The following is a 21837-nucleotide window of genomic DNA, read 5'->3' as shown; positions in this document are numbered from 1 at the left end:
CCCGGCTACGCTTTCACGTCGAAGAAGCCCATCCAGCCCAGCTCCGCGAACTCACTCTGGTGGGCGTGGAACATGAACTTGCCCGGGTATTTGTAGCGGAACTCCAGCACGGCCCGTTCGCCCTGGCAGAGCATCACGGTGTCCGTCAGCTCAGGGTTCGTGGTGCTGGTGCCGCTGCGGTACAGCTTGAACATGTTGCCGTGCAGGTGGAACGAGTTGATCGGGTCGAACTCGGTCATGTTGGAGAGGTAGACCCGTACCAGCGCGCCCACCTTCAACTCGATGGGATGCTCGTTGAAGTAGTTGGCGACGCCGTTGACGGTGTAGACCTCGTTCTCGCCGTCCACGTCGGTGTCGAAGCCGTTCATCACCATCACCAGCTCGTGGGCCGGCTCGCGGGGCGTCGGCGGATCGACGATCATCGTCCCGTACAGCCCCTTCTCGATGTGCTTGCGGATCGGCATGGTGTGGCAGTGGTAGGGGAACAGCCCCCACGGATCGGCGTCGAACTCGTAGGTGTAGCTGTGGCCCGGCGGCACCTGCTCGAAGACGCCATCCATGCTGGCCGGGTGGACGCCGTGCAGGTGGATGGTGTGCGGGTGGCGGGTGCCGTTCTGGAAGTAGATCCGGACCCGGTCGCCCTCGGTGCAGCGGATCGTCGGGCCGGGCACGCTGCCGTTGTAGGTCCAGGCCGGGAACATGACGCCCTTCGCGACCTCGATCTCGGTTTCCTGGGCGATGAAGGTGTACTCGCGCAGCGTCTGGCCGCCCGGCAGCTGCGAGACCCGGCCGTAGTCGAAGGCGGTCAGGATCTCGGCCGGGGCGCGGGCGGCCCAGCCTGGCGCCGGCGCCTGCCGAGGCAACCCGGGCACGACGCCCGGCGCAAGCTCGGTGACGTGGGCCATGCTGTGGACGCCGACGGCTGCACCTGGGGCCGTCGGCAGGACGGCTGGCTGGGCGAGCTTCGGGAAGGCTGGCGCGCAGCCGGCCACCGCCGCGAGCGGGGCAACCGTCCCGAGTTTGACGCCAGTCCGCAGCAGGGACCGCCGCCCGACGTTGAGCCTCAGCAGCGATCTGACCAGTTTGTCGGCGCGCACGGTGCCCCTCAGCTCGGCCTCGTCGGGGAGGAGATCGCGCCGCTCGTTCCGCAGAGCGCCCGTCGCCGCCACGACGTCCCGATTGTAGCAGCAGAGATCATGCTGTCTCCGTCAGGAGGGGTGGCTCCGCAGGGCAATCGCATGTTGATGTCGTCGTGCCGCCTCGTCGGGGCTTGAAAGCCCCGCCTACAGTCATTCAGTCGCTGCGCGACGGCCGCCGGGAACGGCAGGCACTGGTGCGACTGGCGCGTCGCGCAGCGACTGAATGACTGTAGGCGGGGACTTCAGTCCCCGACCGCCCGTTCCATGATGCTTTGGGTATACCAATGAACATGCAATCGCCCTGATGCTGCTACCAGTGCAATCGTATGTTGAGCGCGTCGTGCGGCGGCGTCGGGGCTTGAAAGCCCCGCCTACAGTCATTCAGTCGCTGCGCGACGGCCGCCGGGAACGGCAGGCACTGGTGCGACTGGCGCGTCGCGCAGCGACTGCAGGATGGTAGGCGGGGACTTCAGTCCCCGACCGCCCGTTCCATGATGCTTCGGGCACCCCAATGAACATGCAATCGCCCTGAGGGGTGGCTCCGCTCGCTTGACCTGATGCCCCCCGCCCTGCTTCAATCGCCGGCACGTCCGCCACTGTCGACAGTGGACAGGGCGAGGAGGCAGCGACGGACATGAACCGGGAAGTGATCCGCCCAGCCGGGTTTCCACCCAACGCCATTCTCAGCTCTGGGATTCGCGTCGGCGATCTGATCTGGACCGCCGGCCACGTCGGGCGCAACCCCGAGACCGGCACCATGCCGGAGGACATCAAGGGGCAGACGCGGGAGACGCTGGACAGCCTGAAGCGAGTCCTCGAGGCAGGCGGCAGCTCCCTCGGCAACGTCGTCAAGGTCAACATCTACCTGGCAGACATCGCGGACCGCCCGGCCGTCAACGAGGTCTACCAGGAGTACTTTCCCGAGAACCCGCCCGGCCGCACCTGCATCGGCGGCGCGACGTTCGGCCCAGGCGTGCTGATCGAGATCGAGTGCGTGGCGGTGGCCGGCTCGTAGAGCTTCACTTCAGTCCTTCACGCCCGTGAGGGGCTCTCACGGGGGGTGAGGGGCTCGTACGGGGTTGAGGGCTTTCCAGACTCGGCAGTCACTCGACGAGGAGGGAGATCACATGCCCAAGCGCTACGTCACCACGGTCCTCTACAAGGCGCCCAGCGGGATGCCCAACGGATTGCAGTCCACGCCAGAGGGGATCTGGGTCTGCGACCAGATCGACCCGAACCTCATGTACCTGATGGACCCCGAGAAGGGGGAGATCCTGAAGGAGATCCCGACCCGCTGCAAGCACGGCAGCGGCATCACCCGCGACCCGCACGGGCGCATCTGGGTCTCCTCGACGTTCGGCTACGAGCTGGTCGCCTACGACGTCGAGACCGGCAAGGAAGTCGCGGCCTACCCGACCCCGCCCGGCGACAAGTCCGGCGGCGCTCACGGCATCGAGTGGCACAACGACGAGCTCTGGTTCAACGTGCCGATCACCCGCCGCATCTTCCGGATGAACCCGACCACCGGTAAGATCGTCGGGGAGATCCCGATTCCCGGCGACCGCGCCCACGGCCTCGCGTTCGAGGGCGAGACGATCTGGATGGCCGACACCAACCGCCAGGTGCTGTTCCAGCTTGACTCAAAGGATGGCCGCATCCTCGACGCCATCGGCATCGACGGGCCGGAGCCGCACGGCTTCACCATCCACAACGGCGTGTTCTGGTTCGCCGATGCGATGTCGCGGGAGGTCTTCACGCTGACCCGCCTGCCGGACTGACGGGCGGGTCTCGTTCGTTCGCTGGCCTGCTTCGAGCGCGATGCTTATACTTCGGCAGGCGCCTTCTGGCGATCAGCCCCGTGGCTGGTCGCCTTTCTGTGACACGGATTCAGGGCGAACCAGTTGGAAAGGAGGGAGCGAACCCTTGCCGATCTACACCTACGAATGCCAGTCCTGCGACTCGACGCTGGAGAAGCGCCAGAGTTTCAGCGATGACCCTTTGACGGTTCACGAGAGCTGCGGTGGCAGCCTGCGGCGGGTGATTCACCCGGCCGGCATCGTCTTCAAGGGCAGCGGCTTCTACAACACTGACTACAAGAGCAGCACCGGCTCAAATGGCAGCAGCGACGCGGCGGCGACCAAGACCGAGAGCACGTCCTCGGACGCGTCCAGCAGCGCGCCGGCAGCCAGCAGCAGCGGCGACTCCTCGTCGAGCGCCGCCGCCTCCACGCCGAGCAGCGCGCCGGCAGCGGCAGCAGCTCCCAGCACGCCCTGACGCACATCGCGCGCCCACATGGGAATCAGCGGAGGAGTCCACGTGGTGGACTCCTCCGCTTCGTTCGTGGGCGGTGGCCGTGCCGCGCTACGATGTGCGCCGGCAGACCGGGGTAGCGATCCCAGGGTGACAGAAGAGGGGGTGATGTTCAACGCGCGTGCGTGAGGTGACGCTGACCGTTGGGCGGTATCCGGGGTTCGTGCTGCTCTGGCTCGGGCGGTTCAGCTCGGTCATCGCCTTCAACATGCTGGTGGTGGCGGTTGGCTGGGCCGTCTACGACCTGACGAACGACCCGCTCGACCTTGGCCTCGTCGGCCTGGTGCAGTTCCTGCCGATCCTGCTGCTGACGCTGGCCGTCGGGCAGGTGGCGGACCGCTACGACCGCCGCCTGATCGTCGCCGTTTGCCGGGCCACGCAGGGCGTGGCCGGCGGGCTGCTGGCGCTTGGGAGCGCGGCCGGCTGGCTGGACACCACGTCGATCTTCGCGCTCGTCGCGCTGATCGGGGCGGCACGGGCGTTTGAAGACCCGACCGTCGTCGCGCTGATGACCGGGCTGGTCCCGCGTGAGATCTTCGCTCGGGCCACGGTCTGGTACACGATGTCCAGCCAGCTTGCCCGGATCACCGGGCCGGCCTTCGGCGGCTTTCTCTACCTGCTCGGGCCGACGGCGGCCTTCAGCGTGGCCGCCGCCGTGTTCGCCGTCGCCGCCATCCTGACGCTGTTGATCCCCCGGGACGCCAGCACGCGGGCCAGCGCCCCCGTCTCGCTGGAGTCGGTCTTTGCCGGGCTGGTCTTCACCTGGCGCACCCCGATCATCCTCGGCTCGATCTCGCTCGACCTGTTCGTGGTGCTGCTCGGCGGCGCGACAGCCCTGCTGCCGATCTACGCGCGCGACATTCTGGAGACCGGGCCGGTCGGGCTGGGGCTGCTGCGGTCTGCGCCGGCCGTCGGGGCCATCGCGATGTCTGCCGTGCTGGCAAAGTACCCGATCGGGCGGAACGTCGGGACGCTGCTGTTCGCCGCCGTGATCGTTTTCGGGCTGGCGACGGTCATCTTCGGCGTCTCGACCAGCCTGCCGCTCTCACTGGTGGCCCTGGCCGTGCTGGGAGCGGCCAACATGGTCAGCGTGGTGATCCGCATCTCTGTGGTGCAGCTACGCACGCCCAACGAGATGCGCGGGCGGGTCAGCGCCGTCAACTCGCTGTTCACCGGCACGTCGAACCAGCTCGGGGACTTCGAATCGGGGCTGACGGCGGCCTGGTTCGGCGTGGTGCCGGCCGTGCTGATCGGCGGGATCGGCACGGTGCTGGTGGCGTTGACCTGGATGCGGCTGTTCCCGGACTTGCGGCGTGTCGAGCGGTTCGACGCGTGAAAGACGCAGTTGACAGCCTGGGCGCCACCAGCGATAGTAGCTGTGGAAGCTTTTCCAGCAGTCGCGTACCCCAGGAGGTGCCCGGCCGATCTGTCCTGGCCCGACTAAGCACTGTTCACCTATGGCACCGATGGCAACTGCAGATTCAGGATGTCACCGGCTGCCCGTGACGACGCTTAGTGGTCCCAGCGGGACAGAAAAAGGTTCGGGTATGAATCCGAAGCAGCTCGTGGCCGATGGCTACGACAGGATTGCTGAGACGTACGCCGCCCGGGTTGCGGGTGGTGTCAACGAGCATCGCTTCCGTCATCTTGCCGTTCTCGAAGCCGAGCTACCCGTGGGTGCTCGCGTGCTCGATCTCGGCTGTGGCGCCGGAGTGCCCGTCGCACGCCGTCTCGCCGAGCGGTTCGACGTGACGGGCGTCGATATCTCCCGTCGTCAGATCGAGCTTGCGCGTGCCAGCGTGCCCAATGCGACGTTCAGCCATGGCGACATGACCGCGCTGACATTCCCGGCTGCGAGCTTTGATGCCGTCGTGGCGTTCTTCTCGCTCATCCATCTCCCGCGAGACGAGCACGCGGCGATGTTCGCCAGCATCGCGACCTGGCTGCGGCCGGGCGGGCTGCTGGTCGCGTCCACGGGGTCGTACTCGGACCCGGGGACGGTCGAGCAGGACTGGCTAGGTGCCCCGATGTACTGGAGCTTCTTCGCCAGCGCCGTGAGCCTGGCCCTGATCCGGGCGGCTGGACTGGAGATCGTGGAGGCGCAGGATGTGACGGCTGATGAGGACGGTCAGCCGGTGACGTTCCTGTGGGTGGTTGCCCGAAAGCCCCCGAGCGGTGTGAGCAGCTGAGCGACGTCAGGAGTCCTGGGGTGCTCCTCAGGGAGCCCCCGACTCCTGAGCCACGCTCCGCTTCCGCGTGCCGGACGTGCAGAGATCCAGGGTACGGTCAGACATTTCATGACCCGCGGTTTCGTGTGAGTTCGGGTGTTCCCGAGACCGTGAAAACGGGCGCCAGCGTGTTGACGCGCGCGCCAAAAGTCCGTACCCTTGTACGCGGCGATGCGTCCCTCTCTCCCGACGGTCCGTCCGGTGTGGCACGGCACCGTGCCGCCGGTACGCGTCCCGTGGTCTGCCCGTCGACGCCGTGCAGGTCACATACCAGGATGGTCATCATCTCGGGGGTACAGTTCTTGCGAGCGAGCTTCCGGGCGTGGTGATCGCGGGTCTCACCCCTGGACCGACGGCCCATGCGTCGAGAATACCGGGCCGCGGCCGCTGAAGGTGCGATGTCGGCAGAGCTAGAGATCCTTCTTCCTGAGACGCTCGAAAGTGTTCCCTGCGGCCTGTGTGCCAGCTGGGATGCGCAGGAGCTCTATCCCGCCGCCGAGCGTCGGAACGGTCACGGGTCGGCCAGCGAGGCGTACGCCTGCACCAATACGGCCTACGGCATGTGCGGGCCGATTGTGAAGTGCAAGCGCTGCGGCCTGGTCTACCAGAGTCCGGTGCCCTCCTCCGAGGAGATCCTGGACGCCTACGATGGCGTGGTGGACACGCGGTACGTCGAAGAGTCCAGCGGCCGAATGGAGACGTTCGCGCACGACCTGGACGCCGTGGAGCGCCACGAGCGCGGCGGCAAGATCCTGGACGTGGGCTGCCATCTGGGGCTGTTTCTGGACGTGGCGAAGGAGCGTGGCTGGGACGTGCACGGCGTCGAGCCGTCGCGGTGGTCGGTGGAGCAGGCGCGGGCGCGCGGCCTGGACGTGCGGCATGGCACGCTTGAGAGCGTCTACTTCGACGACGAGTCGTTTGACACGGTCACGATGTGGGACGTCATCGAGCACCTGACGGACCCGCTGGCCGAGCTGAAGCGAATGCACCGCATCCTGAAGCCGGGCGGGCTGCTGGCCGTCTCGACGATGAACGTCGATGCGCTGTTCCCGCGCCTCGCCGGCCGGCGCTGGCCATGGTACATGCAGATGCACCTGGTCTACTTCTCCAAGCGGACCCTGCACAACATGCTGACCAAGGCCGGGTATCAGGTGGTCGAGATGTCCACCCACCGGCGGGTTGTGAGGCTTTCGTACCTGATCTCTCGCATCGAGCCGTACTGCCGGCCGTTGTATCAGGTGCTGGACTTTCTGGTTCGTAAGTCGGGTCAGGGCGACCGTCTCGTGGCGGTTGACCTTGGTGACATCTTCATGACGTTCGCCCGCAAGGTCTGACCCAATCGCAGGCGAACGCGTCTTTCCAGGTGCATGACGGTCGTTTCTGAGCGCATCGCCAGCCCGACTGCCATCGCAATCGACGATGCCCCGCGCGGCACGGCGCCTCCGCCGGCGCCGCGCGGTCGCTCGCTGATGCAGGCCGCCCTCCCCTGGGTGCGCCTCGCGGCGCTTGCCGTCGTGGCCGTCCTCAGCCAGATCATCTACGTGTTTGTGTGGCCGCTGTCGTACTTCATGACGCAGGCCCCGGACTTCACCTACGAGTATCTGGTGCAGTATCCGTGGGTCTGGGAGCGGCTCCAGTCGTTGCTCGCCCACTTCGAGACCCAGTGGCCGGGCGGATCGCGCTCGATCGACTTCCTGGTGGACGCCCTGATGCAGGTGTTCATCGGGACGTTCATCCTGTATCTGGTGGCCATCGGGCTGGTGCGCGGCGGCATCCCGAAAGTCGTCGGGCCGGCCGTCGTCGTTGGGTCGGCGCTGGCGTTCCAGTTGACGCTGTTCCTGATGCCCGGGCTGTACACCACGGACATGTTCTCCTACGTGATGTACAGCCACATCGCTGGCGTGCTCCAGGTGAACCCGTACACCAGCCAGCCGTCCTGGTTCCCCGACGTGCGGATCTTCCACTGGATCCACCCGATCTGGCAGAACGCGCCCTCGATCTACGGCCCGGCCTGGATCGACATGACGCTGCCACTCGCACGGAGCGTCGCGAACGCCTCCGAGGTTGACAAGGTGATGGCCTACAAGGCCCTGGTCAACCTCGGGCATCTGGTGGCCATCGGGCTGATCGGGTACGTCTCGCATCGGCTGCGGCCGGGCAGCGCGCTCGAAGCGGTCACGATGTACGCCTGGAACCCGTTGCTGGTCTTCGAGTTCGGCGGCAACGGCCACAACGACGCGATGATGGTCAGCGCGATGCTGCTGGCCCTGGCGCTGTACACCTCGTCTGCACGGTGGGTCGGCATGGTGACCGCCGTGGTGGCCGTGCTGCTGAAGATGACGGCGCTGTTCCTGCTGCCGTACTACGCGATGGCCTGGGCCAGGGAGCAGGCCACCTGGGTCCGCTTCTTCGCCGTGGGTATCCTGGCGACGCTCACCATTCCGGTCGTCGTCGTCGCGTTCTACCTGCCCTGGTGGGACGGCCCCGCCACCATCGGCCCGATCCTGCTCTGGTCGCAGGGGCCGATGTTCAACAACTACGTGCCGGACATCCTCGCGTTCCACCTGGCGGGGCGGCGCATTCTGGAGGCGGGCGGCGCGCTCGACCCACAGATCGCCGTGGAGCAGAGCCGCGACCAGATCAAGTCTGTCGCGCGGGTCGTGTTCGTCCTCTGGTGCGCCGTCGAGCTGTGGCGCGTGCGCGGCGGCCTCGGGATCGCCGGCGCCGGCGCGCGGGTGATGATGGTCTTCTTGCTGGCCGTCAACACCTGGGTCTTGCCGTGGTACTTCAGCTGGCCGCTGGCGCTGGCGATCCTGCTCGGGTGGCAGTCCACGACGGCCAAAGTGCTGATCGGCTTCAGCCTCTCCGCGCCGACCGTGATGTACTATCATCACTTCTGGCATCCCTATATGAAGGACGCTACGTACATTCTGTACCTGCTGCCGCTGGCGCTGGCGCCGGCGGCATGGATCGGATCGTTTGTCGGTGGGCGGCTGCGGGCCTGGCGGCGACCTCCAGTGCCGGCGACGCCGAAGCATCCCGATTCGCTCGTCACGGCAGACGTTCGCCGGTAACATTCGCTCGGTGTCGGTCAGACGGTCAGGTGACGCGAGGTAGCAGATGCGCCCGAGGTGGCTGGGATACACAGGCCTGCCGCTGGCCGGCGGCAGGCCTGTGTCCTTGCCCGTCACCAGGCGTGGGCGCGCGCCGGACGGCCCGGCAGGTGAGCGCTGATGCCCGCTGACGACGGGTTGACCGGCGAGCAGCAGGAACTGCTGCGTCTGCGTGAGCGGGTCCGTGAGCTGGAAACGTCCCAGCGGCAGCTGGAGATCTATGCCGAGGATCTTCGGCGGACGTTTGGCGAGCTGCGGCGACAGTTGACGCACATGAGCGACCTCCACCGCATCAGTACCTCCATTGGCGAGGTACTGGAGCCCGCCGAGGTAATGGCCCGGACGCTTGAGGGGGTCGGACGGCTCGTCGAGAATCAGGCCGCCTGCATCTACCTCGTGGAAGGCGAGGAGATGGTGCGGGCTGCGACGGTCGGCGATCTGGCGCTGCTGCCGCCCGAGCGCCTGACGGTGCAGGTGTCGCCGTTCGGGTCATTGCTGAGCGGCGCCGACGCCGCGGCGATCCCTGCCGATGCCCGCTCGTTGATGGTGGTCATGCGGGCCAGTGGCAAGATCATCGGCGTTCTGTACATCGTGCGTGCGTTCGGCGCACCGCTGGTCGAGGACGACCGGAAGCTGGCCGAGATGGTGGCGACGGAGGCGGCAGCCGCCATTTACAATGCTCGCCTTTACGAGCAGACGCAGCGGCTGGCTATCACCGATCCGCTGACCGGCCTCTCAAACCACCGGAATTTCCGGGAGGCGCTGGGGCTGGAAGTCGCTCGTGCGAGCCGGCTGGGATACGCCGTTGGGCTGCTGATGGTGGATGTTGACAACTTCAAGCGCGTCAACGATACATTCGGGCACCCGGTAGGGGATGAGGTGCTGAAGAGCATCGCCGGAGCGCTGCGAACCAACCTCCGCCAGACGGACCTGGCCTCGCGCTACGGCGGCGAAGAGTTTGCCATCATCCTGCCTGGCCTGGGCCTGCGTGGTGTCCGCGCGGTGGGCGAGAAGCTGCGGCGCGCCGTGCGGAGCCTCCATCCTCTGACTATCCACGGCGCTCCGCCTATGTACCTCTCGATCAGTATCGGTGGCGTCTCGGCGTCTCAGCCCGATCTGGACGGGGCCGAAATGATTCGGACAGCGGACCTTGCCCTCTATGCGGCGAAGCATCGAGGACGCAACACGGTCTGCCTGTACCCAGACGATCTGGCAGACGACCAGCCCCCGCCGGAGATGCATCGTCATGAACAAGCGCACAGTCCTGCTCGCTGACGACGACCCCGGCTTGCGCCGGCTCGTCGGGGCGACGCTCGGGTCCGAGCACTTCAACCTGCTCTCCGCCGCCGATGGCGATGAGACGCTCGTGATGGCCCGGGAGCATCTGCCGGCCCTGATCCTGCTTGATATCGAGATGCCCAGGCGCAGCGGACTCGAGGTCTGCCGGCTGCTCAAGGCTGACCAGCGCACCGCGCACATCAAGATCGTGATGCTGACGGCGAGCGGCAGCGAGGTCCACCGGACGCGCGCCTTCGAGGCCTCGGCCGACGACTACTTCGTCAAGCCGTTCAGCCCCATCGCCCTGCTCGACAAGGTGTACGCGCTGCTTGGCTGAATCGGTCGTGCTGCTCCGATCTCCGACCTGCGAACGGTCCCCATGAGCGCCCTCCTCTCGCCGACCGGCCTGCTGCTCGCCCTGGTCTGGAGCTTCGCCGTGCTGGCGAGCGTCCAACTGACGGTCCGCCTGATCATGGCGTTCTCGGTGCGGCGCACGGCGCTCGCGTCGCTGGTGCTGACCGCCGTGTCGGTGCCGGTCAGCGTCGGGTACCTCTGGCTGTTCGGCCAGTCGCTCACGCCGCTGCCGCTGGCGATGCTGCTGATGGGCGCTGCCGGCTGGGTGATCGCCAACCGGCTGCTGGGGTTCCGGCGGCGGCGCAGCGCGATCGTGGCGGCCATCGGCATCGGGCTGCTGGCAGCGCCGTGGGGCGTGTTCCTGGTGCGGCCCGGCGGCTGAGCCGACCTGGAGCAGCACCAGGATGATCCGGTGCCGCGCTCTCAGGGGGCGTTCCGAGACACGTTGCCTGGTGCGGCACTCGGGAAGTGCAGCCGCGCTACCATCTCACGAACATGGATGCATCGCGGCTGGACTGGCAGCCGAGGGAGAACCGTCGCATGGCACAGGTTGAGGTGGTTGTGGTCGGCAGCGGCGTCATCGGAAGCTCGATTGCCTACCACCTGGCGCGCCAGGGCCGGCGCGTGCTGGTCGTCGACCGGAGCCGCCCGGCCGTCGAGCCGGCCGCGTCCTGGGCCAGCGCCGGTGGCGTGCGGCGGCAGGGCCGAGATCCGGCCGAGGCCCGGCTGGCGAGCGAGTCGATTGGCCGCTGGCCCTCGCTGCCGGACGAGCTTGGCGCGGACCTGGGCTACCAGCAGGGCGGCAACCTCTACGTTGGCGAGGGCGACGCCGAGGCCGAGATCGTTGCCCAGTTCGCGGCGCGGCAGGTGGCGAACGGCTTCTCGGACGTGCGCCTGCTCGACGCCCGCGAGGTGCACGAGCTGGCGCCGGCCCTCAGCGAGACGGTCACGGCTGCCAGCTACAGCCCACAGGACGGGCAGGCCGATCCGGTCCTGACGACGCGCGCCTTCGCGGCGGCGGCCGAGCGCCACGGCGCGCTGTCCTGGCACGAGACGGCGACCACGGGCCTGTTGCTGGCGGGCGATCGGGTCACGGGCGTCCGCACGCGCCGCGAGGACGTCCATGCCGACGCCGTCGTGCTGGCGGCCGGCGTCTGGACCGACGAGATCGCCGCGACGGCCGGCCTGCGCCTGCCGATCCGGACGCGCGTGCCGCAGATCCTGATTTCGAGTCCCGCCGCGCCGGGGACGCTCCGGCAGGTGCTCGGCTCGGCGGGGCGACGGCTGTCACTCAAGCAGCTGCCGACCGGCGAGTTCATGCTGGGCGGCGGCTGGCCGGGCATCGCCGCCGAAGATCGGCGCTCATTCACGATGGTCGAGGAGAGCATCAGCGGCGGCTGGGCGGCCGGCGTCGGCATCGTGCCGGCCGTGGACGAGCAGCGCATCGTGCGGAAGTGGTGCGGGCTGGAAGCGGAGACGTTCGACCACATCCCGCTGATCGGGCCGGTCTCGGGGCTCCCTGGTCTGACGCTGGCGGTCGGCTTCTCGGGGCACGGGTTCGCCATCGCGCCGGCGGTCGGGCGATGCGTGGCCGATCAACTGGCCGGCCGTCCGACGCCCGAGCTGGCGGGCCTGGACCCCGGCCGCGCGGCCTCCTTCGACCCCGCCGCGCTGCAGGCGTTCCTCGACGACACCTCCATTGCTGGCCTGGGCGTCGGGTGAGGACCCTGGGTACAGGAAAACGGCCTCACCGTCCCTCTGGCACGACACCACGCGCAATCGGTGCACCGACATGATGCAAATGTCGTCCTGAGCTTGCGAAGGACCTCACCCGCAGGCGCGCGAGGCTTCGGATGCTCGACGGTCAGCGGGTGAGATCCTTCATTGCGCTCGCAAGCTCGCTCCATTCAGGATGACAATTGGAGCCCGAGGTCGCCATCGCTGCAGACCAGGCCGAGAACCACTCGCAAGCTCGCTCCATTCAGGATGACAATTGGAGCCCGAGGTCGCCATCGCTGCAGACCAGGCCGAGAGCCGCTCGCAAGCTCGCTCCATTCAGGATGACAATTGGAGCCCGAGGTCGCCATCGCTGCAGACCAGGCCGAGAACCGCTCGCAAGCTCGCTCCATTCAGGATGATAATTGGAGCCCGAGGTCGCCATCGCTGCAGACCAGGCCGAGAGCCACTCGCAAGCTCGCTCCATTCAGGATGACAATTGGAGCATGGTCGCTGACCGCTTGTGCGGCCAGCTCTGCCCGTCGCGGTGACAACGGCGCTTGCCGGCAATTGGAGCGTGACGGCTGACGGCCTGGGCGGCCCGTTGGTGGCGGTGAGCGATCCCCGGGCCGCTCACCACGTGACTCCGAGGCCCCCGGCGATTCCGGTACACTTCCCGCAGACTCGGGAGGTGTAACGTGGTCCGAGCGCAGATTGTCGGAGCGACGGGGTACGGCGGTGTCGGGATGGTGGAGCTGTTGCTCAGGCATCCCGAGATCAGGGTGACCTCGCTGCTGGCAGTCTCCGATGTCGGGAAGCCGCTGAGCGCCTTCTATCCGCATTTGCGCGGCTTCTGCGACACCGTCGTCGAGGAGGCGAAGCCGGAGCGGGTCGGCCAGGACGCCGAGCTGGTGATCTTCTCGACGCCGGATCGGGTCGGCATGGGGTATGCCCAGCAACTGGTGGACGCCGGCATCCGCATCCTCGACTACAGCGGCGACTTTCGCTTTGCGACGCTGCCGCTGTACGAGTGGTACGCGAAGGCCCATCCGAGCGTGGCCGGCAAGCCGCACCTGACCCCGAACCTGTTCGAGCGGGCGGTGTACGGCGTGCCGGAGCTGAACCGCGCGCGGATCCGCGAGGCCAGCGTCGTCGGGAACCCCGGCTGCTTCGCCATCGCGATGATCCTCTCGCTGCTGCCGGCCATCAAGGCCGGGCTGATCGATCCGAAGTCGATCATCGCCGACGGAAAGACTGGGATCTCGGGGGCGGGGAAGAAGCCCTCGGCGACGAACCACTTCCCGGAACGCAATGAGAGCGTCACCCCGTACCGGGTGGCGTCGCATCAGCATGTTTACGAGACGGTCGCGTCGCTGGAAGCTGTCGCTGGTGAGAAGGTCGGCATCACCTTCGTGCCGCACCTCGTGCCGCTGACGCGGGGGATCATCACCACGTCGTACGCGCAGCTTCGGAAGGATGTCTCCGCGAAGGAGATCCAGGCGGTCTACGAGGAGACGTTCAAGGACGAGCCGTTCGTGCGGGTGTTGCCGCCGGGCCTGACCCCCGGTCCGAAGGCCGTCTCCGGCTCCAACCTCTGCGACGTCAGCGTCGTGCTGGACGAGGAGAATGGGCGGCTGGTGATGGTCGGCTCCATCGACAACCTGATGAAGGGTCAGGCTGGCGTGGCCCTCCAGAACATCAACATCATGTTCGGGTTCCCAGAGAAGACCGCGCTCGACCGGTCGCCGATCTACCCGTAGAGCCAGCACAGCGAGCACATCGGGCCGGACCTCGCCCCACACGAGTCCGGCCCGATTCTGTTTCGGCGAGTCATTTGCGTGAGTGGAGGGGATGTCCGCATGGAACGTCGTCGTGTCGTCTCGGCCGATCCACCGAACTACGAGAGCCGCCTCGATCTGGTGGCCGGGTGGATCACCCCACGCGATCTGCACTTTGTTCGCAGCCAGCACGTTGCCCCGAACATCGATCCGCGGACCTATCGTCTGAGCATCGAGGGCGACGCGGTTGGCAACCCGATTCAGCTCTCGCTGGCGGATCTGAAGGCGTTGCCGTCCAGGTCACAGGTTAACTGGCTCGAATGTGCTGGGAACTCCCGCGTCCAGTATGAGCGGGTGCTCGGGAAGGCTGTCGATCCGGCCCAGCTCCCCTGGGGGCAGGGCGCCGTCAGCAATTCTGAGTGGACCGGCGTCTCGCTCTCGACGGTGCTCGACCTGGCGGACATCAAGCCGAGCGCCGTGGATGTGATGCCCGAGGGGCTGGACGACGGCAAGATCGCCCGTCCGATGCCCATCGACATCGCGCGGCGCCCCGAGACGATCCTGGCCTACGCTATGAACGGCGATCCGCTGCCGCCGGACAACGGATTTCCCGTGCGGATGGTGGTGCCGGGCTGGATCGGCACCAACAGCATCAAGTGGGTCGGGCGGGTCGTCGTGTCGAGCGAGCCGATCAAGGTGAAGTGGAACACGACCAGCTACGCGATGCATGGCCCGGACTACCCTGACGATCCGGCGCTGACGTTTCAGCCGGTCAAGAGCGTCTTGTCGCTGCCGTGGGAGGCCGATCTCAGCGCTGGCCCGCAGACGGTGCGTGGCTTCGCGTGGTCGCCGTATGGCCGGGTCGCAAGGGTTGAGTACAGCTTCGACGGCGGCGCACACTGGGAGCAGGCCAACCTGCTGGCGCCGAACGAGCCGCTGGCCTGGGTGCGTTGGGAGTTCAACTGGAAGGCCGCGCCCGGCAGCTACGAGATCACGACGCGCGCCACCGACGAGCAGGGCAACACGCAGCCGGACTCGGTGCAGTGGAACTCGCTCGGCTACCTGTACAGCGCCTGCGTCGCGCACCCGGTGACCGTCTCAGGGTAGGACTGCCGCTGGCGGCAGGCCCATTAACTGACGAAGCTGCGGGCGGAGCACGGGGGACAGGTGCTCGACGCGCGCAGCTGCGCAGCCAGAACGATGGGGACGGGGAGCGCGGGCGCTCAGGCGCTCAGCCGCTCCGCCGCCGGGATCTTGTTCAGCGTCAGCTCAGCCTCGGTGAGCAGTCGCGTGGCCTCCATCAGGTGCTGCACCATCGTGAACTGCTGGGGCGTCAGCGACTCCAGCAGGCGGCACTCGATGTTGGCGATGATGACCTCAAGCTCGTCGGGGAAGTTCGGGATCTCTCGATACTGCTGGGGGGCCGGTGTCTGGGCGATCATCTGCACGTCCCTGTCCTGTTGCGAGTGTCCCAATCGAGATGATTTGCATCTCTCTGTACAACATCAATCCTCGCACGGCGTGCATCAGCAGCGCGTTAACTTTTCGGCTTCCCGCGTTAGTTCTGTGTGAGAGAATTCAGATGATCCGCTGAGCGAGCCGTGGCGACCGGTGGAGCAGCGCGCCTGGCGATGCCCAACGCGTGCGGGCGCACTCCCTGCGTCGCGGCTCCCCGCGTTACGGCTGTGCATCATCCCTCTGGGTAGGGCAAAGACGGCCCATCTGGGGTGGCACGCCGCTGGCCGACACTCGTTCCTACTGGTGTACGCCCGTACAGGCGTACGACCTGTGTCCATTGCTGCTGGCTGCCGGCATCTTGCGCGGACCGGCAACCGGGGGGGATGTCTGATGACGCGAACGACGAACATGGCCACACGGCGGCCATCGCCGCGAGCCGGCTGGCCGCGGATGCTTGTGGCCGTGCTGCTCGTGCTTGGCCTGACGCTGCCGTCGGCCGCCAGCCCGGCCCAGGCCAGCCCGGCGCACGCCCCCCAGGCCGCGCCGTTGTTGACGGATGCCGCCGACTTCGTGCCGTCGCTCGCGAATCTGCCAGCGGGCTTCCGCGAGGACTGGTCAGATGTCGTGGGCGGTGACGTGCAACCGACCCAGGCGATCCGTCGGGCGTACGTGGCCCTGGACGAGAGCCGACGTCTGGTGGTGGGGGCCACCATCCACCCGTCCACGGCGACTGCCCAGACCGCGATGGACACCCAGGTCAACAACCTGACCCGCTTCCAGGGCTGGCGTTTCACCCCCAGCTCGGCCTACGGCGAGAGTGGCTTCCGTGGTACGCGCGTCAACGCGGATGGTGGCAACGGCACGCTCGCGCTGTACCGCGTCAACGCCATCACCGCTGAAGTTGCCGTCTTCACCCAGAGCGGCGTCAACGATCCGGGCCTGCTGGACAACGCTGCGAGCCTCATGCTCAAGCGGATCAAGGACGATGCGGACCTCGTCACGGCGCAGGCCGGCTGGCCGACAGCGCCGGTCGTGGTGCCGGGCAAAGATCCCGAGGTGCCGATCGCCATCGCTGGCGAGACGATGCCGGGCGCGCCAGGCGCCGAGGTGACTGGCAGCTCCAGCGGCTCGCCGGTCAACGGCGACACGGTGGTGCTGCTGACCGTGACGGCCATCGACCGACCGTGGAACTCCGGCGGCAGCGTCCCGACGCCGCCCTCCGGTATGGAGTACCTCACCGTCGAGGTCCAGATCGAGGTCGCAGGGGCGACGGACGTGACCACCGCCCTGACCGACTTTTCGGTCAACACCTACGATGGCCGCTTCTGGACGGCGGTCTCAGGGCGCTCGCCGGGCCTGCGGACGGGAATGGTCTCGATGGCGTCGCCGGCCCGAGGCTGGCTCTCGTTCATGGTCCCGCGTGAGCAGCCGGCCCTCCAACTGAACTGGCGGCTCCGCATCGCGCAGCCCACGGCGACTGGCAACGATCAGACGCTGGTCGTCCCGCTGGTGGCCGGCGCGACGGCATCAGCCTCCGTGGGCACAACGCCGCCACCGGCCGGTGCGCCCGTGACCCCGCCGAGCACCAGCCCGCCGCCCTCGGCGAACCCGACCCCAGCGCCGGGCGGTGGCAGCAGCGGCGGCGGATCGAGTGGCGGCGGTGGTGGCGGCTCAGGCGGCAGCGGCGGCCGACCCCGGCTCCAGTAGCGCGGGGCTTGTCCCCACGCTCCTGGTGAAGGGACGCGGGCAGGGCAATTGCACGATCGCTCGCGCGTGCCCAGACACGACGAAGCTGCGGGACGTGCCCATCGTGCAATCGCTCTGGGGCTGCGGGGCGCCTACGCCTCGGCGATCTCGACTGCCTCGATCACCGGCGGCTCGACCGGCGAGGACGGCTCGCCTGACCGTCCGACCTGGACCGGGACCGTCGCGATCTTGTCCAGCACGTCCAGGCCGGACGTCACCCGCCCGAAAATGGTGTAGTTCTTCGGCAGGCCCTCGGCGTTCCGGCCGTGGCAGATGAAGAACTGGCTGCCCTGGGTGTTCGGGCCGGCGTTCGCCATCGCCAGCGTGCCCTTGGTGTAGCCCTGCGGGCCAGACAGCTCGTCCTTGAAGCGGTAGCCGGGGCCGCCCATGCCGGTGCCCGTCGGATCGCCGGTCTGAACCATGAAGTCGCGGATGATGCGGTGGAAGATGACGCCGTCGTAGAAGCCCTCACGGGCCAGGAACACGAAGTTGTTGGCCGTCTGCGGCGCGTCGCCCACGAACAGGTCAGCCGTCATGTCGCCGAGGCTGGTCTTGATGGTAGCGGTGTACTTCTTGCCCCCGTCGAGCGCGAAGGCGGGAGGGGATGACCACTGCTTCTGCTCTGCCATCTGGATGCTTCCTTTCTCCGTGGCAGCGACGCCCTGCGCGCACGGCTGCCGATGCTGGCGCGATGCGCCGTCGATGGGTGCGCGTCGTCCTGACCGGGGCACTCGCAAGATCGACGCCCCGCCCGGAGACTGCGCGCTCAGGCCTCGGCGATCTGGACGGTGTCGATCTTCGGCGGGTCGACCGGCTGGGACGGCTCGCCGCTCGGTCCGGGGCGCACCTGGACGCCCGCGATCTTGTCGAGCACATCCAACCCGGTGGTGACCTTCCCAAAGATCGAGTAGCGCTTGGGGAGGGTCTCGGCGCGCGAGCCGTGGCAGATGAAGAACTGGCTGCCCTGCGTATTCGGGCCGGCGTTCGCCATCGCCAGCGTGCCCTTGACATAGGTCTGGGGCCCGGTCAGCTCGTCGTTGAACTTGTAGCCGGGGCCGCCCATACCGGTGCCCTGGGGGTCGCCGGTCTGAACCATGAACTCTTTGATGATCCGGTGAAAGATCACCCCGTTGTAGAACCCCTCGCGCGAGAGGAAGACGAAGTTGTTGACGGTGTTCGGGGCGTCTTTCGCGTACAGCTCCGCCGTCATATCGCCCATGCTGGTCTTGATGAGGGCGGTGTACTGCTTGTTCTGGTCGATGGACATCGCCGGCGGGCCGGCCAGCGGCTTCTGGGCCAGCTTTGGCGAGGCGGCAGCCGCCGCGGCGGTGGGCTTGGCGTCGGCTGGCTTCGCCTCCGACGGCTTGGCTCCGGTTTGCTGCTCGTTGGCCGTCCGCGGGGCGGACGGCGAGCTGCCGGCCTGGCTGCAGGCCGCCGAGAGTCCGAGAGCGGCGACGGACGCCGGGAGCAGCGCCAGCAGGCGGCGCCGGCGGAGGCGCACAGACATCGACAGAGACTCCTTCCATGGATGGTGCATCAGTGGCTCAAGAGTGGCTCAAGGGTGGCATACGCAGCGTGCAGCGCGCGTCGTCGCCCGGCCGGTGCAGAGATCGCACGTCGTCGCCCTCCTGGAGGGTGGGTATTCTGGTGCGCGCTTGCGAATAATCACCGTCGGAACCGCACGAACGTTGTATCCTGTAGCCATGGCAGGATCGTCACCCACAGCGTGCATCGTCGGCTGCAGGCGATCGGAGAGACTGACGAGGTGTTGCATCAGCTCGCGTGTTCTGGCGCAGGTCGGGCCAGCCGGCTGGCCGTGCGCGGTCCGTCCACGCGTGCAGGTGAACAGCGCCAGCTCGACATCGTCGCGCATGGTTCGGTCCAGCGCACCGCGGACCGTCGCCAGCGCTTTCTGGGCGATGACCGTCACGCGCGTGGCCTCGCAGCACACACGCTTCCTGCCAGCCGACCGTGTACGGGTGGAACTATCCGCATCGTTGAATCGTTGATGATCTTAGCACCCGGCTTTGAGCCCCTGGTACACTAAGAGTACCGCTGGAGCACAGGTTCGGCTCCCGTCGGGGGACGTAATCCGGAACCGAGGGTGGTGCAATGCCTCCGAGTGACCAGAATAAAGAGTCCCTGCTGGGCCTGGCCCAGGGCGGCATGAGTGGGAACAGTCTGAAGTCGTATTCGCCGACGCAACTGTTCTTCCTGATGCGGCTATCGTATCTCCAGCGGCAGCGCCGCGAGTGCGTGAACGTGCTCGACAATGGGGATTGGCGAATGCGTCTCCTGAACAAAGCGCTCTATTCCACGTACCAGGATTGCCTCACGGCGGGCGTGTCCGGCGAGGCAAAGCTCCTGCTCGGCCAGCAGGCGCCGGCCAACTAATCCCGCGTCAGTCGGGGTGGCAGCGTCGCCACCCGCGCGTCTGACCCCTGGGGCGCCATTCCTCTCGTGCCTGAACCTGGAAGCTTTGCGCGGCTGTTGACGATGGACGGATGGCTCCTCGCCGCGTACGAGTTCGGTCCGCCGGCCTTGCGTGCGCTCTTCGTCGCCGTTGCGACGTACATCGCCGTTCGCGTGGCGCGCTCGTCGTTCAACTACACGGCCCGTCGTGCGGACGTGACGGCTCGCCTGTTGATCGGGCGGATCATCACGACGGTCATCGTGGGCATCGGCGTCGCCACGATTCTCGACACCATCGGCGTGCCGCTGACCACCTTCGTCACGGTGCTGGGCGTCGCCGGACTCGGCATCTCGCTGGCGATGCAGGACATCCTCAAGAGCTTTGTGGCGGGGACGTACCTGCTGTTCGAGCGGCCGTTCCGCATCGGCGACGAGATCTCGGTGAAGGATCAGCGGGGCATCGTCGAGCACATCGGCATCCGGACCACGCAGTTGCGGAACGCCGACAACGTCCAGATCATCATCCCGAACTCGGTGATGTTCGCCGAGATGGTGGCGAACCGGACCAACGAGCGGAAGCCCGAGCCGGCCGACCGGCCCGCCGAGGCCGCCGCGACGGCAGCGCCAGCCGGCGCGGCTTCGATTCCAGCGGCCCCGGCGTCATCTCCGGAGGTCCAGACCCCGGCCCCGGCGGCCCCGGCGTCCGCTCCGCCCGCCCCGTCCGAAACGCCGACTTCGCGCGCCTGACGGGCGGTCTCGCGCCCGTCCGGGAACCCGTTCTCAACAATTGGCCTGGATGAGGGTCGGACAGGGCCAGCGGGATCGGGTATAGTCCGTGCTCGCCGGGTACCGCGCGGCGCATCCATGCGCGGGCACACTGGCCCTGCGGATGGTCTGGATGACTCGGTCTTGTCGAGCTTGCCAATGGTGAACCGTACTCGCGATCTTCTGCTGGCCGAACCCGAGAGCGCCCTGGATGGGACGGCGCGGGGCCGCCCGGCCTCACTCTCGGTGGTGATCCCGGCCCTCAACGAGGAGAATGGCATCGACGCCATCCTCCAGCGGGTGCTGGCGCAGCGCGAGGGGCTGGCCCAGGTGGGCATCCGGGAGCTGGAAGTCATCGTCGTGGACGATGGCTCGAAGGACAAGACGGCGGACCGCATCCGCACCTACAGCGATGTTCGCCTGATTCAGCACGAGGTCAACAAGGGGTACGGCGCGGCGCTCAAGACGGGCTTCAATGCCGCGACGGGCGACCTGCTGGCCTTCCTCGATGCTGACGGCACCTACCCGCCCGAGTCGTTCCCGGCGCTCTGCCAGGCGGTCGAGGAGCACGGGGCCGACCTGATCATCGGCTCGCGCATGTTGAGCGGCGAAAGCGAGATGCCGCTGGTGCGGCGGGTTGGCAACACGATCTTCGCCGCGCTGCTGAGCATCGTCGGCTCGCGGCGGATCTCGGACAGCGCCAGCGGCATGCGGGTCTTCCACCGCGACATGCTCCCGATCCTGTACCCGCTGCCGGACGGCCTCGACTTCACCCCGGCCATGAGCACCCGCGCCGTCTACGAGGGGCTCAAGATGGTCGAGGTGCCGATCCCCTACAAGGAGCGCGTCGGCCGCTCGAAGCTGAACCCGCTCAAGGACGGTATCCGCTTCCTGCGCTCGATTCTCTGGACGGCCCTGCTCTACGATCCGCAGCGCTTCTTCAGCACGTTCGGGCTGGGGCTGTTGATCGTGGCATTCTTGCTCGGGCTTGGACCGACCATCTACTACGCGCAGAACCGGCACCTGCAAGAAGACATGATCTACCGCCTGTTCGCGGTGCTGATCCTGAGCGTGGCGGGTGTCAACCTGCTCGCCTTCGGGGTGACCTGTCAGGCGATCCTCGGGTTGCTGCCGGCCCGCCGCCGGCCGCCGCCAGCGGTGCCGCGCCCCTGGCGTGGCCGCCTCGCCGGCATCGGCGTGATCATGGTCATCCTCGGGATGGGGCTGATGACGCCGGCTGCGCTCCAGTGGCTTGCCACCCGGCAGATCACGGCGCACTGGTCGTACTTTGCGGCTGGCGGGACGCTCGTGCTGACGGGGCTCGGGCTGGCAACGTGGTTCATCCTGCTGCTGATCCTGCAAGAGCTGACCACGCGTGACGCCCGCGCGCGCCGCGACCTGAGCGCCTGACGACGCGTTCGAGGCGTCCTGAAGGGCCGTGACCCCCAGGACAGGGGAAGGCCCTCACCCCCCAACCCCCTCGCCCTGTGCGCGGGCGAGGGGGAGACACACGAGACTGTCGTTGCTCCCCCTCGCCCGC

Annotated in this window: 22 protein-coding genes; 17 read left to right on the top strand and 5 right to left on the bottom strand. The window is 67.6% G+C overall.

The annotated features are described in order from the left end of the window. Positions 1-5: 5 nt before the first annotated feature. Entirely contained in the window at positions 6-905 is a 900-nt protein-coding gene (locus IT306_23790) for a multicopper oxidase domain-containing protein (protein ID MCC7371462.1), read from the bottom strand. 868 nt (positions 906-1773) lie between these two features. Here IT306_23790 and IT306_23785 point away from each other — a divergent pair. The 13 genes from IT306_23785 (at position 1774) to IT306_23725 (ending at position 15023) form a co-directional block, all read left to right on the top strand. Then, positions 1774-2154 carry a RidA family protein gene (locus IT306_23785; protein ID MCC7371461.1) on the top strand — a complete coding sequence of 127 codons (381 nt, stop codon included), beginning with the start codon at positions 1774-1776 and terminating at the stop codon, positions 2152-2154. Between the two features lie 112 nt (positions 2155-2266). Next, on the top strand, positions 2267-2917 hold the full coding sequence (locus tag IT306_23780) for a hypothetical protein (GenBank protein ID MCC7371460.1): 651 nt from the start codon (positions 2267-2269) through the stop codon (positions 2915-2917). 145 nt (positions 2918-3062) lie between these two features. Beyond that, positions 3063-3413 carry an FmdB family transcriptional regulator gene (locus tag IT306_23775; GenBank protein ID MCC7371459.1) on the top strand — a complete coding sequence of 117 codons (351 nt, stop codon included), beginning with the start codon at positions 3063-3065 and terminating at the stop codon, positions 3411-3413. 157 nt (positions 3414-3570) lie between these two features. Beyond that, positions 3571-4785 (top strand): MFS transporter, encoded by a 1215-nt coding sequence (locus IT306_23770; GenBank protein MCC7371458.1) that lies wholly within the window; start codon positions 3571-3573, stop codon positions 4783-4785. A gap of 211 nt (positions 4786-4996) precedes the next feature. Continuing rightward, on the top strand, positions 4997-5638 hold the full coding sequence (locus IT306_23765; protein ID MCC7371457.1) for a class I SAM-dependent methyltransferase: 642 nt from the start codon (positions 4997-4999) through the stop codon (positions 5636-5638). 437 nt (positions 5639-6075) lie between these two features. Next, entirely contained in the window at positions 6076-7011 is a 936-nt protein-coding gene (locus tag IT306_23760; protein MCC7371456.1) for a methyltransferase domain-containing protein, read from the top strand. 33 nt (positions 7012-7044) lie between these two features. Continuing rightward, the gene (locus IT306_23755; GenBank protein MCC7371455.1) at positions 7045-8751 is read left to right on the top strand and encodes a hypothetical protein; all 1707 of its coding nucleotides are present in this window, start codon (positions 7045-7047) and stop codon (positions 8749-8751) included. Between the two features lie 159 nt (positions 8752-8910). Beyond that, positions 8911-10065 carry a sensor domain-containing diguanylate cyclase gene (locus IT306_23750; protein MCC7371454.1) on the top strand — a complete coding sequence of 385 codons (1155 nt, stop codon included), beginning with the start codon at positions 8911-8913 and terminating at the stop codon, positions 10063-10065. After that, positions 10037-10405, top strand: a complete 369-nt coding sequence (locus tag IT306_23745) for a response regulator (GenBank protein ID MCC7371453.1) — start codon at positions 10037-10039, stop codon at positions 10403-10405. The genes IT306_23750 and IT306_23745 overlap by 29 nt, the downstream gene beginning before the upstream one ends. A gap of 42 nt (positions 10406-10447) precedes the next feature. Beyond that, positions 10448-10804 (top strand): hypothetical protein, encoded by a 357-nt coding sequence (locus IT306_23740; protein ID MCC7371452.1) that lies wholly within the window; start codon positions 10448-10450, stop codon positions 10802-10804. Between the two features lie 158 nt (positions 10805-10962). Continuing rightward, the gene (locus tag IT306_23735; protein MCC7371451.1) at positions 10963-12144 is read left to right on the top strand and encodes an FAD-binding oxidoreductase; all 1182 of its coding nucleotides are present in this window, start codon (positions 10963-10965) and stop codon (positions 12142-12144) included. A 692-nt stretch (positions 12145-12836) separates the two neighbouring features. Continuing rightward, positions 12837-13898 carry an N-acetyl-gamma-glutamyl-phosphate reductase gene (locus IT306_23730; protein ID MCC7371450.1) on the top strand — a complete coding sequence of 354 codons (1062 nt, stop codon included), beginning with the start codon at positions 12837-12839 and terminating at the stop codon, positions 13896-13898. 99 nt (positions 13899-13997) lie between these two features. Next, positions 13998-15023 (top strand): sulfite oxidase, encoded by a 1026-nt coding sequence (locus tag IT306_23725; protein MCC7371449.1) that lies wholly within the window; start codon positions 13998-14000, stop codon positions 15021-15023. Between the two features lie 116 nt (positions 15024-15139). On the opposite strand, the gene IT306_23720 is transcribed toward IT306_23725, so the two are convergent. After that, complete coding sequence (locus IT306_23720; GenBank protein MCC7371448.1) at positions 15140-15358, bottom strand: hypothetical protein; 219 nt, start codon at positions 15356-15358, stop codon at positions 15140-15142. A gap of 406 nt (positions 15359-15764) precedes the next feature. On the opposite strand from IT306_23720, the gene IT306_23715 reads away from it, so the two are divergent. After that, positions 15765-17081: a hypothetical protein gene (locus IT306_23715; GenBank protein ID MCC7371447.1), complete on the top strand. Its 1317-nt coding sequence runs from the start codon at positions 15765-15767 to the stop codon at positions 17079-17081. Between the two features lie 131 nt (positions 17082-17212). On the opposite strand, the gene IT306_23710 is transcribed toward IT306_23715, so the two are convergent. The 3 genes from IT306_23710 to IT306_23700 form a co-directional block, all read right to left on the bottom strand. Further along, positions 17213-17749: a peptidylprolyl isomerase gene (locus tag IT306_23710; GenBank protein ID MCC7371446.1), complete on the bottom strand. Its 537-nt coding sequence runs from the start codon at positions 17747-17749 to the stop codon at positions 17213-17215. Between the two features lie 137 nt (positions 17750-17886). Then, positions 17887-18627 (bottom strand): peptidylprolyl isomerase, encoded by a 741-nt coding sequence (locus IT306_23705; GenBank protein MCC7371445.1) that lies wholly within the window; start codon positions 18625-18627, stop codon positions 17887-17889. Between the two features lie 48 nt (positions 18628-18675). Then, complete coding sequence (locus IT306_23700; protein MCC7371444.1) at positions 18676-19050, bottom strand: hypothetical protein; 375 nt, start codon at positions 19048-19050, stop codon at positions 18676-18678. A gap of 182 nt (positions 19051-19232) precedes the next feature. Here IT306_23700 and IT306_23695 point away from each other — a divergent pair, with 182 nt between their 5' ends. The 3 genes from IT306_23695 (at position 19233) to IT306_23685 (ending at position 21707) form a co-directional block, all read left to right on the top strand. Continuing rightward, positions 19233-19514: a hypothetical protein gene (locus tag IT306_23695; GenBank protein MCC7371443.1), complete on the top strand. Its 282-nt coding sequence runs from the start codon at positions 19233-19235 to the stop codon at positions 19512-19514. Between the two features lie 102 nt (positions 19515-19616). Next, entirely contained in the window at positions 19617-20279 is a 663-nt protein-coding gene (locus IT306_23690; protein MCC7371442.1) for a mechanosensitive ion channel, read from the top strand. Positions 20280-20456: 177 nt separating this feature from the next. Beyond that, positions 20457-21707, top strand: coding sequence for a glycosyltransferase family 2 protein (locus IT306_23685; protein MCC7371441.1), 1251 nt, complete (start codon positions 20457-20459; stop codon positions 21705-21707). Positions 21708-21837: the final 130 nt, after the last annotated feature.

Source organism: Chloroflexota bacterium, from assembly GCA_020850535.1.
Lineage (GTDB): Bacteria > Chloroflexota > UBA6077 > UBA6077 > JACCZL01 > JADZEM01.
Note: the sequence above shows the minus strand (reverse complement) of the source record. Positions and strands in the feature narration are given on the sequence as shown.

What these genes read in the sequence shown, in the direction of transcription:
- IT306_23790 (MCC7371462.1), bottom strand. Translation starts at nt 905, where the DNA reads ATGGCCCACGTCACCGAGCTTGCGCCGGGCGTCGTGCCCGGGTTGCCT.
- IT306_23785 (MCC7371461.1), top strand. Translation starts at nt 1,774, where the DNA reads ATGAACCGGGAAGTGATCCGCCCAGCCGGGTTTCCACCCAACGCCATT.
- IT306_23780 (MCC7371460.1), top strand. Translation starts at nt 2,267, where the DNA reads ATGCCCAAGCGCTACGTCACCACGGTCCTCTACAAGGCGCCCAGCGGG.
- IT306_23765 (MCC7371457.1), top strand. Translation starts at nt 4,997, where the DNA reads ATGAATCCGAAGCAGCTCGTGGCCGATGGCTACGACAGGATTGCTGAG.
- IT306_23760 (MCC7371456.1), top strand. Translation starts at nt 6,076, where the DNA reads ATGTCGGCAGAGCTAGAGATCCTTCTTCCTGAGACGCTCGAAAGTGTT.
- IT306_23755 (MCC7371455.1), top strand. Translation starts at nt 7,045, where the DNA reads ATGACGGTCGTTTCTGAGCGCATCGCCAGCCCGACTGCCATCGCAATC.
- IT306_23750 (MCC7371454.1), top strand. Translation starts at nt 8,911, where the DNA reads ATGCCCGCTGACGACGGGTTGACCGGCGAGCAGCAGGAACTGCTGCGT.
- IT306_23745 (MCC7371453.1), top strand. Translation starts at nt 10,037, where the DNA reads ATGAACAAGCGCACAGTCCTGCTCGCTGACGACGACCCCGGCTTGCGC.
- IT306_23740 (MCC7371452.1), top strand. Translation starts at nt 10,448, where the DNA reads ATGAGCGCCCTCCTCTCGCCGACCGGCCTGCTGCTCGCCCTGGTCTGG.
- IT306_23735 (MCC7371451.1), top strand. Translation starts at nt 10,963, where the DNA reads ATGGCACAGGTTGAGGTGGTTGTGGTCGGCAGCGGCGTCATCGGAAGC.
- IT306_23725 (MCC7371449.1), top strand. Translation starts at nt 13,998, where the DNA reads ATGGAACGTCGTCGTGTCGTCTCGGCCGATCCACCGAACTACGAGAGC.
- IT306_23720 (MCC7371448.1), bottom strand. Translation starts at nt 15,358, where the DNA reads ATGATCGCCCAGACACCGGCCCCCCAGCAGTATCGAGAGATCCCGAAC.
- IT306_23715 (MCC7371447.1), top strand. Translation starts at nt 15,765, where the DNA reads ATGACGCGAACGACGAACATGGCCACACGGCGGCCATCGCCGCGAGCC.
- IT306_23710 (MCC7371446.1), bottom strand. Translation starts at nt 17,749, where the DNA reads ATGGCAGAGCAGAAGCAGTGGTCATCCCCTCCCGCCTTCGCGCTCGAC.
- IT306_23705 (MCC7371445.1), bottom strand. Translation starts at nt 18,627, where the DNA reads ATGTCTGTGCGCCTCCGCCGGCGCCGCCTGCTGGCGCTGCTCCCGGCG.
- IT306_23695 (MCC7371443.1), top strand. Translation starts at nt 19,233, where the DNA reads ATGCCTCCGAGTGACCAGAATAAAGAGTCCCTGCTGGGCCTGGCCCAG.
- IT306_23690 (MCC7371442.1), top strand. Translation starts at nt 19,617, where the DNA reads ATGGACGGATGGCTCCTCGCCGCGTACGAGTTCGGTCCGCCGGCCTTG.
- IT306_23685 (MCC7371441.1), top strand. Translation starts at nt 20,457, where the DNA reads ATGGTGAACCGTACTCGCGATCTTCTGCTGGCCGAACCCGAGAGCGCC.